This window comes from Arthrobacter tumbae (assembly GCF_016907495.1).
In the GTDB taxonomy this organism is placed as follows: Bacteria; Actinomycetota; Actinomycetes; order Actinomycetales; family Micrococcaceae; genus Arthrobacter_D; species Arthrobacter_D tumbae.
In genome coordinates this window covers 989,908-1,004,175 of sequence record NZ_JAFBCC010000001.1, presented here as the reverse complement: position 1 = coordinate 1,004,175, position 14,268 = coordinate 989,908, and the positions used below count along the sequence as shown (strand labels likewise).

The following is a 14,268-nucleotide window of genomic DNA, read 5'->3' as shown; positions in this document are numbered from 1 at the left end:
TCCTTTGCTCTGAGGGAGGGCGCCGTGGTTGGCATCAAGGACGTTGCAGCGCTCGCAGGCGTCTCGACTGCCACGGTTTCCCGCGCCCTCAGCGGCAATGGTCAGGTCTCCGAGCGGGCCCGGCTGAAGGTTCTTGAGGCTGCGAAGCAGCTGGACTTCGTGCCGTCCTTCTCGGCGTCGTCACTTGCCTCGGGAAGGAACCGCAATGTCGGCGTCGTCGTGCCGTCAGTCAACCGCTGGTACTTCTCCCAGATTGTGGACAGCGTTGCGGCGTCCCTCCTGGACGCCGGCTACGACCTGACGCTGTACAACGTCAGCGATGGCGCAGGGCACCGCGACCGGGTCTTCTCGGAGTTCCTGCTGCGCCAACGGTGCGACGGCGTGATCTCCGTTTCGCTGCAGCTGTCCGAAACTGAACTCGGACAGCTGCTTGCGGTGGGTAAGCCGATCGTCGGTATCGGTGGTCCGCTTCCCGGCGCAGACACCATCAGCGTCAACGAGTTCTCCATTGCGGAGTTAGCCACCGAGCACCTGATCAGCCTGGGGCACCGGCGGATTGCGTACATCGGCGGACCCGAGGACGCTGCAAAGGACTTCAACATCTCCGAAGGCCGGCGCCGCGGCTACGAGGTGGCCATGGAAGCTGCCGGCCTGGAAATTGTTCCGTCATGGCTCGCCTACGCGGACTTCACCATTTCCGGTGGATACGCCAGCGCCAAGCAGGTACTCGCTTACCCCCGGAACCGGCCCACCGCAGTCTTCTGCGCTTCGGATGAGATGGCGATCGGCACCATCGTCGCCGCGCGAGAGCTCGGAATACGGGTTCCCGACGCCCTCTCGGTGATCGGAATTGACGGCCATGACCTTGGTGAGGTCTTCGGGCTGACAACCATTGCGCAGTATCCCGCGTTGCAGGGCAGCCGCGCCGTCCAGCGAATGTTGCAGCTGTTCGCCGGCCCCGCCGAGTCGGGGGAACGCTCCAACCACACAGCCCATACCGAGATGATCGTGCGCTCCAGCACCGCAGCGCCGACGGAGTAGCGTGCGCTCTCAGTCCTGTGGGGCATCCGCTGGCGGCAACTCGTCTGCGTAGGGCGCCCGCGGACCGGCTCCGTCCGGGCGCAGCTCGTTCGCGGCCATGGCCAGCAGGTCGCGTTCCAGCTGCGGCAGCGAGATCAGGCTCTGCAGGTAGGCGTCCACCTCATACTCCCCGGCGGACCCGCCGATGCTGAAGTAGTGCAGCCACAGTTCACCCGTTGTGATGTCTGCTCCCATCATGACCTCCTTGAGGCCCTGGCGCTGTTCCGGTTCGGAGCTTTCAAAGCCCACAATGAACCTCAGGTAGTGCGGGCCGTGGTTTCGGCCACCAGTTCAGCGCAGACATCGCGGAGGGATGTTCGCAGTTGGCGTGCAGTCATGATCAGCTCCGAGAGGGCCTGCTCCCGTGTGTGGCCTTTGCGTTCCATCAGGATGCCGCACGCCTGGTTGGTCAGGTCGCGGCTATAGAGCGAAGCCTGGAGGGCACCGCTCATGCGTTCGACTACTTCGCTGCCCTGTATATGGGACAGCAGCGTGGCGGCTGGGCCGGCAAACGAGCTCAGCAGGGAGGATGCCCCTGCGTTGTAGAGATGAGGCACGTCGGCATAGACCTTCAGGGCACCTATGGGATGTCCCTGCGCCACGAGTGGCGTGCTCAGCACAGAACGGATCGGGAGGTCCTTTACGGCGCTGCTCCAATCGGGCCAGCGGGGATCGGTCGCCACATCGTCCATCAGCACCGGTTCAGCAGACGCCCAGGCAGTGAGGCAGGGGCCGGAGCCAAGTTCGTACTGAAGCCGGTCGGCCTCCTTCACCACGTCATCGGTGAATCCGGTACTGGTTCTACGGCCCCTGGAATCGATAAGAGACACGCCCGCTCCAACGCTGCCGGGCATCGAACTCTTCACTGCCACCGCAAGGTGCTGGACGGCATCGTCTACCTTTTCCTGGGTAAGCAGTAAACCCATGATCCGGCCGACGGCGGTGGATAACTCGTCGAGTGGAACTCTGTCAGTCATGGCGTGCCTTCAGCTTTGTGGATGGAGCATTCGGAGGGGTCACTCGTCGAAATCCGGTGCCTTGTCATGATCACCCGCTACCCGACCAATGACGCCCTCCGCCAGGGTGTGCATCTTGGTGTTTCGGTGGCTGCTGGCATCAACAAGGATCTGGAAAGCCTTCTCACGGGAACAGCGGTTCTCGGCCATGATGATGCCTACCGCCGTCGCAATGGTCGTCCGGGTTTCCAGCGCTGCGCTGAGGTTGTCGGTGAGCTCATTGAGCTGCGCAATCTTCAGGGCGAGATGAAGCGCACGGGCAGCTTCTTCCGCAACGCTCTGCGCCGCAAGGATGCTCTCATCCGAGAATCCTTGAATGCGTGACGAGTAAAAATTGAGGACCGCCTTGCCGGAGTTCCTGACGTCCATGGGTACCGAGAGGATTGACTTCACGTCACACGCTTCCGTGGAGCGCATATAGTCGGGCCAGCGGGTTTCCGTCTTCACATCCGGAACGCTGATGATGGCGCCGACCCGAAGGGCGGTCAGGCATGGACCGTCGCCGTAGCTGTTCTGCACTTCATCAAGAATCCTGGAACGTTCATCACTGTTAGCCACCGTGAGCGGCTTTTTCCGGCGAAGGACTGTCACTCCACAGGAGATGGGATTGTCCGGCAGCGAAAGCTCAACGGATGCCACCCTGCTCAGTTCCGCCAGAAACTCCTGGACATCAGCATTGTCCGCGAGCAGGTCCTGTAGTTGCATCACCAGTTCGGCGCTCCCTGCATCAACCGGTGACAGAAGGGCACCACTTCCACTATCCACGTCCGGCATCCTTTCTCATCGGAACCTCGACTAATTACCATCTTCCCCCGGTCACCTCAGTTTAGGAACCTGCTGGTTCCCTTGCGGCGCCGCTTGTGTCATCCGGACCGGTTCGCAGTGCGACTGATCACCGTCGTCGCCATTGCCTTGCCGAGGAGCTCATCGGCGATGCCCTGCACCCGCCTGTTGTGATGCCGGGAGGCCACCTGCAGCGTGGTCATTGCAGCCTCATGGCTGCAGCGGTTCTGCATCATGACAAGCGCGACGGCGGCATCCACCACCGCACGGGACTTCAGTACGGCGCGCAGATCGTCCGGATAGCGCTCGGCTGGATGGACCCGCAGGGCCAGGCGCAGGATCGTCGAGAGTGAATTCGCGTGCTTCTCTATAGCGGCGACTGCCTGTGGTCCGAACGCAGCAACGTCGGGTGAATAGCAATTGAGCGCAGCTGCCGAGGAGCCATCCGTCGGGATGGGCACTGCCAGAACGGATCGCACCGGCTCGCCCGAGACGGCGGCGGCGTATCTGCGCCAGCGCAGGTCGGCCACCAGTTCAGCAATCAGCACCGAGTGCTGCTGGCGCAAGGCAGTGAGGCAAGGGCCGTCGTCGGACGCATACTGCTGCTCATCCAGCCGTTGAGCCAGCTCGCTGCTGCTGGCAACGGTGGTCGGCCCGCCGGTGCGTTCGACTGTGATGGCACAGTGCATGGGGGAATCAGTGCTGAACAGTGACGCCGAAATGGTGGTCAGGTCAAGCAGGAACTCAGTGAATCCCGGGCTTTCGAGGAGCATCTGCTGAAGCTGCTCGATTCCAGCTATGTGGTCGTCGGGGGCCATGCGGCCTCAATTCTGTACAAGCGCCAGAGCAACAACCCCGACTGACGGCAGGCTACTCGATGCGCACCCCGCCCGTAGGAAGCCAGACCGTCAGGACGGACGGGTTTCCTACTATCGAGACTACGCTCCCTCAGCCACGCCGCTGCTGTTAAGCCGGCAGCAACTGAAAGGGGCGGTGTCCGCCTTGCACGGACACCGCCCCTTGTAGAATCTCTCCGAGCTATTCCGAACGGGTGTTCTGCGTGGCGAGCGTGTCCCAGAAGGACGTGTCCGCCGTATTGATTGACCCATCAGCGATTGCACGCACCGACGCATCGAGCGTGGTGACGGTCTGCTTGATCAGGTAGCCATTGCTCTTCTGGCCGAGCACGGCCGATTCCCGTTCGTGGTCCGACATACCGCGCATCTCGAACAGCAGGGTGGAAATCCCGTACTCGACGGCGATTCCGTTGCGGCTGATGGTCTCGGCCGAACCGCCGCTGTACTTGCCGAGGTGGCCCCAACCGGTGGAGTCCACGGCGTCGAACACCACTGCGCCAAGGCGCTTTGACCCCTCGAGCACAGCCGGATCGACGTTCGGCGTGGTGGGGTGCAGGATCGAACCGGACACCAGTTCGCCGTCACGTTCGCTGTTGGTGCCCTGGTGGTGCAGGTCGATCATGTAGTCGATGTTGTATTTCGCCATGACGTTGTAGTGCAGGGCCTGGGTCTCCGGCTGAATCTTGGCGACGTGGTCCCGGTTAAGGTCCACCTCCACGGCGTTGTACCGGGTGAGATGGCGGTCGCCGCTGGCGATGTAGTCATCAAGGGAGAAGTCGACGTCGCCCATTGCGCCGTCGGGGTTCAGCATCGGCACCACAAGGATGTTGACGCCGTCGAGCACGTTCCCCGTCTTGCCGGTGCCCAGGTGCTTGATGAATTCGAGGGCACCCTCAGTGGTGAGCTGTTCATTGCCGTGCTGTTGGGTAAGGAAAAGGATGGTCGGGTTATCCGGGTCGGAGATGTACTTCGCGAGGTACAGGTCGCGGCCCTTGACCGACTGTCCGATGACCTCCAGTTCCATGGCGTCCTGCCTGGCATCCTGGGTCTTCAGGAAGCTGGCCAGCTCATCATAGGTACGGAGGATGGACGTGTTGATGGTTTCGTTGCCGTTGTAGCCCGGCCCCTCGCCGACGCCGAACGTAGGTGCGGCGACGGCAACAGAGGAGATGGTGAGCGCGCCGGCGAGCGCTGCTGCTGCAAGTGATTTCTTCACAGGGAAGGGTGTTCCTTTCAATGCGGATATTTCGATGCGGTTGAGGGTGGGATGCAGTGAATTGGTGAGCAGGGTGGATCAGAAAGAGACGGGGATGGTGCCTGCGTAGTCGGTGCTGTAACCCGCAACCGGTGCATGCGGGATCTCTTCCCAGACGTCCGGATCAACCTGCTGGACCTCATCGGCTGCCAGGCCGGACAGCAGGGTCCTCATGGCGAGGACGTTTTGCTGGATGCTCTTGCCACGGGCTTTCTGGCCGAGGCTGCCTTCGCTGGTATTGCCGGACGTCTCGAAGAAGACCACAGGGTTTGAGTGCCCGGTGGGATTCAGGCCCTGGTAATTGAGCCCCAGCATCATCGCGGAGACCACACCGCCTTTGATGTCGATTTCCAGGTTCCCACCCACCTGGTAGCGGTCCATGGTGATGTAGCCGTACTTCGACAGCTCCTGGAACACGTAGCCGTGCATCTGACGCGTCAGCACGTCATAGGCGCCGCCCTGCAGCGTGGGCAGGGTAGGGCCGCCGGGCGCCAGCGAGATGCCGAGGGACAGGGTGACGTCGTCGCCCGTTCCGAACTGCTTCTTCAGGCCCTGGTGATGGATGTCAATGCCGTAATCCGGCTTGACCATGGTCCAGTACTCATAGAACGCGATCGACTCGTCCGCCTGGAATTTGTCCGCAACCCAATCGCGGTTGAGGTCGATGCGCTGCTGCTGGCCGGCATCGTTCAGGAGCGGCTCGCCGGTTGCGTCGTCGTAGAGGACTGTCTGGCGGATGTTCAGTTCGCTACCGTCCGGGTTGTACATGGGGATGAAGTGGATGGTGAACGCGTCGCGGATCTGCTGGTACTCGGCCGAGCCGTTCGTGCCCAGGTCCTTCAGGAGGGTGAGGATGGATTCGGCGCCGTAGGGTTCGTTGCCGTGGATGCGTCCCTGCACCCAGACATCCTCGGGGCCGTTGCCTACCGTGGCCACGAAGAGGTCGCGGCCCTGCTCGCTCTGGTTGACGGCGGTGCCGGCTTCTCCGAGAGTGAAGACGTCGACGGGAAAACGGCTGTTGCTCTCGAGTTTGGTGAGCTCGGCAATTGTGTCGTCATAGGTGAGGATGCTGGCGGTGCTGGTTTTTCCTTCGGTGGAAGGGAAGTTGGCAACGGCGGGCGGGCCAACAAGGAGGGGCGCAGCCAGGGCGGCAGTGCCCAGGAGTGCGAGTCGTGCATGAAACGGGAAGGGCTTTCCCATGGTCGTAAACCTCCGGGGTCTCAGAGAGGGGGGATTCACGACGTTACTTGGGGCAAGCAACTGTTTGGCGAACTTGGGCCCTTATTGGTGCCAATATCGCCCTGGCATCTTGACGAAACGGTCGAGAAACACTAAGAGCGCCGGGGCTTCCGGCGCTCTTCGAGTTCTACAGGTGGCTACGGCGTCGTAGTCAGTGCGGGATCGGCTTCCCGCGCAATCTCTGTCCCGGTGATCCCAGGCGTTGGTTGGACGGCTGCCGAAGCGCACAGCTCCGCAGCCGTGATCGGCTCCTTCGTTACCGGGTCCAGCACCGGCTCTTTGGTGACCGGGTCGACGACGATGGCCTCCGGGTCGATCGCAGGATCACAAGCCTCCACAGGATCGGTCACCGAGACCGTCGGGGGAGTAGCGGGAGGTGGGGTGCTTGGGGCAGGTGGCGGGTCGGCCGGCGCTGGGTCCGGGACGACAGGTAGGGTTGGGTCCACCACGGGTGGTGTTGGCGTCTCTGTGACCGGCGGTGTCGGGTCTACCGGCGTTGGGTCTGGAACAACCGGTGTCGGGTCCACTGGTGGTGTCGGGTCGACTGGTGGTGTTGCGTCCACGGGCGGCGTCGGCGTGTCCGTGACCGGTGGCGTCGGGGTTTCGGTGACTGGCGGGGTCGGATCCGAGGTGACCGGCGGCGTCGGGTCGGTTGATGATGAAGGCGGCGGTGTACCCGGCTTGGTGGGTGACGGGGTCCCCGACGGCGTTCCGGAAGGTGTGCCCGACGGCGTACCCGGCTTGGAAGGCGCGGTTGACGTTCCGGGAACCGACGTGCTCGGTGTACCCGAGGGCTGTGCAGGCTTCTCATCGCTCGAAGACGATGCGCTCGAAGACGCGCCGCTCGAGGTCTTGCTGCTCGAGGACTTGGTGCTGGACGATGCCCTGCCGCTGGACCGCGGTCCCTGAGCAGCTACTTCGGCGTCCACACGGGCAGGCGACTTCACCGCAACCGGCTCAATGGCCTCAGAGGTGGCGAGGTAGGCAACCCAGGCGGTGTCGTCGTCGTTCCCGCTTCCTGTTCCCGGTGTGAAGTTGACCAGGCTCGGCATCTCAACCGGACCACTGCCGTCCAGCGGAAGCAGCTTCCAGCCGCCGGGATCAGCGTGACCGCCGTTGAGGATGGTCTCGAAATGCAGGTGGCAGCCCGTGGACCAGCCTGTGGTGCCTACGGTGGCGATGACCTGCCCGGCGCCCACGCGGTCGCCGGCCTCTACCCCGATTCCCTCGAGGTGATTGTAGGTGGTGACCAGACCGTTGCCGTGGTCGAGTTCCACACGGTTTCCGCCGCCCCAGGGGTGCCAGCCGGCAGCACGGACAACACCGGCATCCGCTGAGAAGACCCGGGTGCCGCAGGGCGCCGCAAAGTCCTGGCCGGTGTGGAATTCATCGTGTTCCCCGGTGATGGGGCTCGTGCGAAGGCCGAACGGCGAACTCGGGGTCAGGAACTGAAGCGGAGAAATGAGCATGCCCTTGCCCGGGCGCGGCATGGAGCTGAGGGCCTCAACCGATGACGTCTTGGCAGCGGGTGCCGTGGCACGGGAGGACTCCTCCGCACCGGGAACCGCACGCCCTGGTACCAGCGAATCCGTGGTGCCGAAAGGCGACGTCGTCTCCGGGGTGACGAGCTGCTGCTCACCCACGTACCCGGTAGGCGGAACGATGGCGTCAGCGAAGCTTCCGGCTCCCTGTGCGAGCACGGTTCCGGTTGCACCTGCCCCGGAGGTCAACGAGGTCAACGGGGTGGATCCGGGATAACCAAAGGAGTAAATGACAGCCAGAGCAAGGCAAACGCTCACTCCCGACCGAACCGCACGACGACGGCTCCTCAGAACGCTGTGGCCGGACACCGGCCTGACTTCACTCACTGCTACTCCCCATGTGTTTCCCCTGTTGAAGGTCCATTCCGACCGAACCCCGGGGAGGAATCCGAACAATCAGCCTTCGTCAGGTGCCCGCGAGGGGCCCTTGATTACTGGTGGCTGACAATCAGCCTACTGGGCTGATTGCCATGGAGATAGAGTGCTCCGCCACTCTTGTGGAAACCTTGAGTGAACTTGGCGGGCGCTGTGGGAATACCCGGTAAACAGTGCCGTTTGCTGCGGCGCGGAGCGGCGGCGCGGGAAGCTACTGCGGGGCGATGACCTGCCAGGCATCACACACCACGTCCCAGCGGCGGTGCTGGAACGGACCCCACAGTTCGCCGTCGTTGCTGACCCGGAAGCCATCACCGTCAACCACGGTGATTTCAACAGCCTCTCCGCGCCCGATCCGCACGTCCGTGCGCCGCGCGTGGTCGCCGCTCTTGAGTCCCAGGGCGTATCCCACCCGTGCAGCGGGACCCACTGATTCCCAGAGCACGACGTCGACAAACCCGTCATGCGGGTTGGCGTCCGGTATGAGCCGGGCACCTCCGCCTACGGTGCCGCCGAGGCCGAGGGCTGCCATCAGCAGCGGACGGGATCCGTCATGAAGCAGTTCGCCGTCCACCCGCACGCTGAGGTGCTGCCCCGGAGAGCTGAACCCCGCAGCGACGGCACCCAGCGGGTACCCGAGCTTTCCGGCCTTCACCTTTTTCAGCTTCTGCTTCAGCTCCGCGCCCTTGGCCGCGGCATCCGCACCGATTCCCACATGGACAGCGTTGACGGCGGTGCGGTCCTCACTGACCAGGAGTTCCATCGTGCGTGCCTGCCCGGACATCACACATTCGGCGGCCTGGAGCGGGTCGGCTGGAAGTTTCAGTGAACGCGCAAGATCATTTCCCGTTCCCACGGGGATGATGCCGATCGGCCCGGCTGCACCCAGCGCCCCGGTCTGATGCAGGCACTGAATTGCGGCGTGGACCGAGCCGTCACCGCCCAGCAGCACCAGCTGCCTGCCGTCGAGGCTTCCGAGGGCTGAATCCAGCGCGTCCAGGTCCTCGGTCCGTGCAAGTTCAAAGGACGTGCCCCGCCTGGCCGAAGCGGAGGCAAGGAAGGAGGTAACGGCGTCGACACTGCGGCGGTACGCGGTTCCGGCGGACGCGTTAACGACCGCCAATATGTCCTGACTGTGCACGGGTGCTCTCGTCTGCTGGGGGTTGAAACAACTGGAACCACAGTAATACGGGCGGTCAAGCGGGGGTGAGGGCCGCCGTCGTGCCGTCTGTCGCACTAAGGAGGTCCGCGGGCGCGAGCTCGATCTCAAGTCCCCGGCGGCCGCCCGAGACGAGGATCGTCTCGAAAGCCAGCGCGGATTCATCGAGCACCAGCGGGCTGCGGTGCCGCTGCGCGAGCGGTGAGATTCCGCCGAGCACATACCCGGTCCGCCGCTCCGCAGCGGCGCGGTCCGCCATGGCTGCGCGCTTGCTTCCGCACGCGGCGCCCATCGCTTTGAGGTCCAGTAGGCGGCTGACGGGAACGACGGCGACGGCCAATTGGGTGCCGGCGTCCACCATGAGCGTCTTGAAGACGCGCGCGGGATCAACCGCCAGTTTCTCCGCGGCTTCGGTTCCGTAGTGCTCGGCCGAGGGGTCATGCATGTAGCTGAGCGTGCGGTACTGAATGCCCAGTCTGGTCAACAGTGCCGTGGCAGGAGTCGCGGCGGAAGCGATGCGTCGTCCCACCGCTTCAGCCCCTGCGACCTGTGGAGCCTTGGACGGCCCGGTTGCGGCCGAGTGATTTGGCCTCATACAGGGCGGCGTCCGCGGTGGCGATGACGGCGGCGAGGTCCGTTGATTCCGCGTCGACGGAGGCGATGCCGTAACTGACGGTCGGCGGCTCGAACCCCTCGGCGAAGGTAGCGAGTGCAAAGCGGGCGCTGAGCTGATTCACGATGGTTTCGGCACGGTTCGCGTCTGCACCGGACAGCAGTATGACGAACTCCTCCCCACCGTGGCGGCCGACCAGATCAGTGGACCGTACGGTGCCCACGCAGATGTCCGCGAAAGCCTGGAGGACCACATCCCCCGCCGCGTGGCCATGGGTGTCATTCACGGTCTTGAAATGGTCTAGGTCCGCCAGCACCAGTGCGCCGGGGGTCCCGTTGCCCCTGATCCGTTTCAGCTCGTTGACGGCGAGGTCGTCGAATCCGGAGCGGTTGAGCAGGCCGGTGAGTCCGTCACGGGTGGCGCGAAGGTGAAGATCACGGGTCACCTGCTCGTTACTGAGCGCGGCCATGCTGAAGGAAACCACTACCAGGAGCACCAGCGTGATGAGCGTGGTGATTGCTGAGTCGAAGTAGGTGGTGAAGGTCGGTCCGTCCGGCCCTTCCACCAGGAAGACGAGCCACCGGCCCAGATAGTAGACAGCGAGGAGGCCGGAGGCCAGCGCCAGGGCTTTTGTGACTCTGCTGTAGGAGCGCTTGATCGCCCACAGTTCTGCGGAAGCTAGGGCCAGGAACAGGCACATGAACCCGAGGAACACGGGTCCGCCGGACCAGTCGTTGGTCGCCGGGCTGTCCAGGGCCGAGGCCAGCAGGGTCACCAGCGGTCCCGCGAGAAGCTGCCAGGTGCGCGGTCCGCGTGCGCGCAGCGTTCTGGCGCCGGCCCAGACGCTGGCCGCTCCGAGCACCAGCAGCGCGTTACCGGTGGGGTTGGCCCAGACCTGGTGGGCAGTTCCATCAAGCAGGTACGCGGCGGAGCCCGTGAGGAACAGGGCAAGGGCAGCACACCACCACGCGCTGTAGACCGAACGCGTGCGCTGGAAGGTCACGAAATAGAAGAGACCCAGCAGCGTCACGGCCACCACTGCGAACACCACACGCAGGGTGGTCGTGTCGAGAAATTCCATGAGGCCCCCCGCGGCGTCGAGATAGGGACAAGTATCCCATCCCTTGCCGGCGCCCGCGACGAAGAACTGCTGGCCGAGTATCTTTAGGCAACATCCATGACGAGAAGGAACCAGAGTGCTCAAACTGTTTGAGGGACCCAGCATCATCTACACGGTTCTCGGCGTCGTCGTCTTTGCGGCAGCGCTGCTGCCCCGCCTGCTGCGGCGTGCGCCCATCTCGATGCCCATGGTGTTCCTCGCGGCCGGAGTCCTTGCCTTCGCACTCATCGACTACCTACCCACGCCTGACCCGGTGAAGTACGGGGAGGTCACCACCCACCTCACTGAGGTCTGCGTAATCATCTCCCTGATGGGAGCGGGCCTTGCACTCGACCGGCCGCTCGGCTGGAGGTCATGGTCCACCACGTGGCGCCTGCTCGCGATCGTCATGCCGGTGTGCATCCTCGTCTTCGCCGTCCTGGGCTACGTGTTCCTGGGGCTCGGTCTGGCCAGCGCCATCCTGGTCGCCGCCGCACTGGCTCCCACGGATCCGGTACTGGCCTCGGAAGTCCAGGTCGGTGAGCCTGCGGACGGTGAGGAAGGGTTTGACCGTGAGGACGAGGTCCGGTTCGGGCTCACCAGCGAGGCCGGCCTCAATGACGGCCTCGCCTTCCCATTCGTGTACCTCGCGATCACCATCAGCATGGTCGGCGCCGCCCCTGGTGCCTGGTTCCCGCAGTGGTTCCTGGTGGACGTCCTGTGGCGCATCGGGTTCGGTGTTCTGCTCGGATATGGCACAGGCAAATTCCTGGGGCGCCTCTTCTTTTCCTCGCGTGCGGAATCATTCCGGATGTCCAACCGCTCCGAAGGGTTTGTTGCGCTCGCCGCAACGTTCCTGGCTTATGGGCTCACAGAGACGTTCGAGGGCTACGGATTCGTCGCCGTCTTTGTCTGCGCCATCACCATCCGGGCAGCGGAGCGGAACCACGGTTATCACCGCATACTGCACAGCTATGTGGAGCAGCTTGAGCGACTGCTCTCCGTTGTCATCCTGGTGCTGCTGGGCGGGGCCATCGCGAGGGGGCTCCTTGACACCATCGGGTGGACCGACGTCGTTCTTGCCTTCGCTTTCCTCATCCTTGTCCGGCCGCTGGCAGGATTCCTGGGACTCCTCGGCGGCCAGACGGGCGTCCGGGAGAAGGTGGCGCTGGCCTTTTTCGGGGTCCGCGGCATCGGTTCCCTCTACTACCTCGGTTACGGGTTGAGCAACGGTGATTTCGACGCCGAAGCGAACGAAGTCTGGGGTTTCGTCGGCCTCGTCGTTGCGCTCTCCGTTGTGCTGCACGGCATCACGGCAACGCCGGTCATGACAGCACTTGACCGTCTTCGCCGGCGCGAGGCCGAGCTTGACGGCGGGGGAAACGTGCCCAAAACCCATGTCTGAGGTGCCCGCCGCTGCTCCAGCGTGGCCGGAGCCCCCGCCACTGCAGACCCCTGCCGTCATGGATCAGTTCTGGGGCGATGCCGTCTTCCTGCACTGGCGCATCCCCACCCCGACGGCAGCCCGTTTGATGCCTGCCGGCACCGTTCCGGACGAGTGCGACGGCGACTCCTGGGTGGGCCTCATCGGCTTCCGTATGCGTGGCGCAGGTTTCGGGCGCGGGGCGCCGGTACCGTATTTCGGCACCTTCACGGAAGTGAACGTACGGCTCTACTCCCGGGACCGGAACGGGGTGCGCGGCGTCGTCTTCCTTACCCTCGACGCATCCCGGCTCGCAGTGGTGCTGGGAGCGCGGGCGGCCGGAATCCCGTATGTGTGGTCCCGCTGCCGCGCCTGGCACGGCGTGGACGGCACCGGATACTCGGTGGACAGGTTCCGGGGCGCGGCGTCGTCGTTCTCAGTGCTGCCCACCGGGAGCGTTGCGGCGGATCCGTTGTCCGTCCACCTGACTGCCCGGTTCGGCCTGCACTCGCGGTTCGCGGGCCGGACCCTCCACATCCCCAACACCCACTCGCCGTGGCCGCTCCAGCATGCGGGGTTGCAGCACTGGGACGACTCCCTGGTGCGTGCGGCGGGCCTGGCCGTGGAGGGACCTCCGGAATCGGTGCTCTATTCGCCGGGTGTGCAGACCCAGTTCGGGCTGCCCCGCAAGGTTGAATCGAGCCGGCGCAGCTAGTCGGTGACGAAGCCGCTCAGTCCGCTGGCGCCGTCGTCGTGCAGGTTTGCCTCCACGTTCTCAACCCGGCCGGGAGCATCTGCGGAGCGCAGCCAGGCCAGGAGCTGCTCAACGGCCGACGACGGCCCGGCCGCGACAACGAGCACCGAACCGTCGGACCGGTTGCTGGCCGAACCGATCAGGCCGAGCTGCTCGGCCTGCTGCCGGGTCCGGTAGCGGAAGCCGACGCCCTGGACCTCGCCCGTTACCGCAGCGACGAGGCGCACGGTGCTCATGCCATTCCCGAGGGTCGGATATTGAGGGACTCCACTGTCGAATCGCGTGAGGCATCAACCGCGAGGCGGACGGCCTTTGCAACCTGGGCGGGCTGGATCCACGCTGTGGGGGAGTAGTCCTTTCCCTCGAAGTCGTGAAGCTCAGCCTGCATGTCCGTTGCCACCCGTCCGGGGTGGATCGAGGACACTCGCACGCCGTTGGGCCGCTCCTCTTCCCGGAGGGCGTCGGTGAGCGCGCGGAGGGCAAACTTGGTGCCGCTGTAGACAGCCGAGCCCGCGCCGGAGCTGTAACCCGATCCCGAGTTGATCGCGATGACCTGCCCACGGGCCGCGCGAAGGGCGGGCAGCAGGAGCCGGGTCAGCTTCGCGACGGCGAACACGTTGATGTCGAAGCTTGTCCGCCACGTCTCGTCGTCGAGATCAGCTACCGCCCCCATCTGCAGCACGCCGGCGGAGTGCACCAGCACGTCAAGTCGCTCAATGCCGGCGATGTCCGCCTCCGTTACCTCGCGCACGTCAACGGCGAAGGGTTCTGCCGATGGGTAGGACGCCGCCAGGGCCTCCAACGCCGCACGGTCCCGTCCGCCCAGCAGGAGGTGATGGGTGGGCGCGAGCTCGTCGGCAATGGCACGGCCGATGCCCCGGGAGGCCCCGGTAATCAGTGCCGCAGGCAGGAAATCGGTGGAAGTCATGGGTGAAATCCTAGGCGCCCGGGAACTTTCGCGCAGATCCGGCGGGTCCGCCGGGGTCCACGTCACTGGAGCTGCTCAAAAGCTACCCCCTAGCGCAGAGGCGCCGGGCTTGGCAGGATGGAAAGCGGATTCTGAGACCGTTCATC

15 protein-coding genes are annotated in these 14,268 nt (G+C 64.5%); 3 read left to right on the top strand and 12 right to left on the bottom strand.

Going from position 1 to position 14,268, the window contains the following annotated elements:
* Positions 1-24: 24 nt before the first annotated feature.
* Complete coding sequence (locus JOD47_RS04820) at positions 25-1,041, top strand: LacI family DNA-binding transcriptional regulator (protein WP_204532490.1); 1,017 nt, start codon at positions 25-27, stop codon at positions 1,039-1,041.
* A gap of 9 nt (positions 1,042-1,050) precedes the next feature.
* On the opposite strand, the gene JOD47_RS04815 is transcribed toward JOD47_RS04820, so the two are convergent.
* The 10 genes from JOD47_RS04815 to JOD47_RS04770 all read right to left on the bottom strand — a co-directional run bounded on the left by JOD47_RS04815 (position 1,051) and on the right by JOD47_RS04770 (position 10,999).
* Positions 1,051-1,329, bottom strand: coding sequence for a hypothetical protein (locus JOD47_RS04815; protein ID WP_204532488.1), 279 nt, complete (start codon positions 1,327-1,329; stop codon positions 1,051-1,053).
* Between the two features lie 8 nt (positions 1,330-1,337).
* Entirely contained in the window at positions 1,338-2,057 is a 720-nt protein-coding gene (locus tag JOD47_RS04810) for a GAF and ANTAR domain-containing protein (RefSeq protein ID WP_204532486.1), read from the bottom strand.
* Between the two features lie 39 nt (positions 2,058-2,096).
* Positions 2,097-2,870, bottom strand: a complete 774-nt coding sequence (locus JOD47_RS04805; RefSeq protein WP_204532484.1) for a GAF and ANTAR domain-containing protein — start codon at positions 2,868-2,870, stop codon at positions 2,097-2,099.
* An 89-nt stretch (positions 2,871-2,959) separates the two neighbouring features.
* Positions 2,960-3,697: a GAF domain-containing protein gene (locus tag JOD47_RS04800; protein WP_204532482.1), complete on the bottom strand. Its 738-nt coding sequence runs from the start codon at positions 3,695-3,697 to the stop codon at positions 2,960-2,962.
* Positions 3,698-3,917: 220 nt separating this feature from the next.
* Positions 3,918-4,952, bottom strand: a complete 1,035-nt coding sequence (locus JOD47_RS04795; RefSeq protein ID WP_204532480.1) for a M14 family zinc carboxypeptidase — start codon at positions 4,950-4,952, stop codon at positions 3,918-3,920.
* 78 nt (positions 4,953-5,030) lie between these two features.
* Positions 5,031-6,191, bottom strand: a complete 1,161-nt coding sequence (locus tag JOD47_RS04790; protein WP_204532479.1) for a M14 family zinc carboxypeptidase — start codon at positions 6,189-6,191, stop codon at positions 5,031-5,033.
* A gap of 176 nt (positions 6,192-6,367) precedes the next feature.
* Complete coding sequence (locus tag JOD47_RS04785; RefSeq protein ID WP_307836199.1) at positions 6,368-8,098, bottom strand: peptidoglycan DD-metalloendopeptidase family protein; 1,731 nt, start codon at positions 8,096-8,098, stop codon at positions 6,368-6,370.
* 259 nt (positions 8,099-8,357) lie between these two features.
* Entirely contained in the window at positions 8,358-9,269 is a 912-nt protein-coding gene (locus JOD47_RS04780; protein WP_204532478.1) for a diacylglycerol/lipid kinase family protein, read from the bottom strand.
* Between the two features lie 73 nt (positions 9,270-9,342).
* Positions 9,343-9,834, bottom strand: coding sequence for a Cys-tRNA(Pro) deacylase (ybaK, locus tag JOD47_RS04775; protein ID WP_307836198.1), 492 nt, complete (start codon positions 9,832-9,834; stop codon positions 9,343-9,345).
* Between the two features lie 4 nt (positions 9,835-9,838).
* The gene (locus JOD47_RS04770; protein WP_204532471.1) at positions 9,839-10,999 is read right to left on the bottom strand and encodes a GGDEF domain-containing protein; all 1,161 of its coding nucleotides are present in this window, start codon (positions 10,997-10,999) and stop codon (positions 9,839-9,841) included.
* A gap of 124 nt (positions 11,000-11,123) precedes the next feature.
* Here JOD47_RS04770 and JOD47_RS04765 point away from each other — a divergent pair, with 124 nt between their 5' ends.
* Both JOD47_RS04765 and JOD47_RS04760 read left to right on the top strand, forming a co-directional pair.
* Complete coding sequence (locus JOD47_RS04765) at positions 11,124-12,422, top strand: cation:proton antiporter (RefSeq protein WP_204536440.1); 1,299 nt, start codon at positions 11,124-11,126, stop codon at positions 12,420-12,422.
* On the top strand, positions 12,415-13,155 hold the full coding sequence (locus JOD47_RS04760; RefSeq protein WP_204532469.1) for a YqjF family protein: 741 nt from the start codon (positions 12,415-12,417) through the stop codon (positions 13,153-13,155). Before JOD47_RS04765 ends, JOD47_RS04760 begins: the two co-directional genes overlap by 8 nt.
* Here the strand turns inward: JOD47_RS04760 and JOD47_RS04755 are convergent.
* Together JOD47_RS04755 and JOD47_RS04750 are read right to left on the bottom strand one after the other, a co-directional pair.
* Positions 13,152-13,430, bottom strand: a complete 279-nt coding sequence (locus tag JOD47_RS04755) for an acylphosphatase (RefSeq protein WP_204532467.1) — start codon at positions 13,428-13,430, stop codon at positions 13,152-13,154. The two genes, JOD47_RS04760 and JOD47_RS04755, sit on opposite strands and share 4 nt — an antisense overlap.
* Complete coding sequence (locus tag JOD47_RS04750) at positions 13,427-14,122, bottom strand: SDR family oxidoreductase (RefSeq protein ID WP_204532465.1); 696 nt, start codon at positions 14,120-14,122, stop codon at positions 13,427-13,429. Before JOD47_RS04750 ends, JOD47_RS04755 begins: the two co-directional genes overlap by 4 nt.
* Positions 14,123-14,268: the final 146 nt, after the last annotated feature.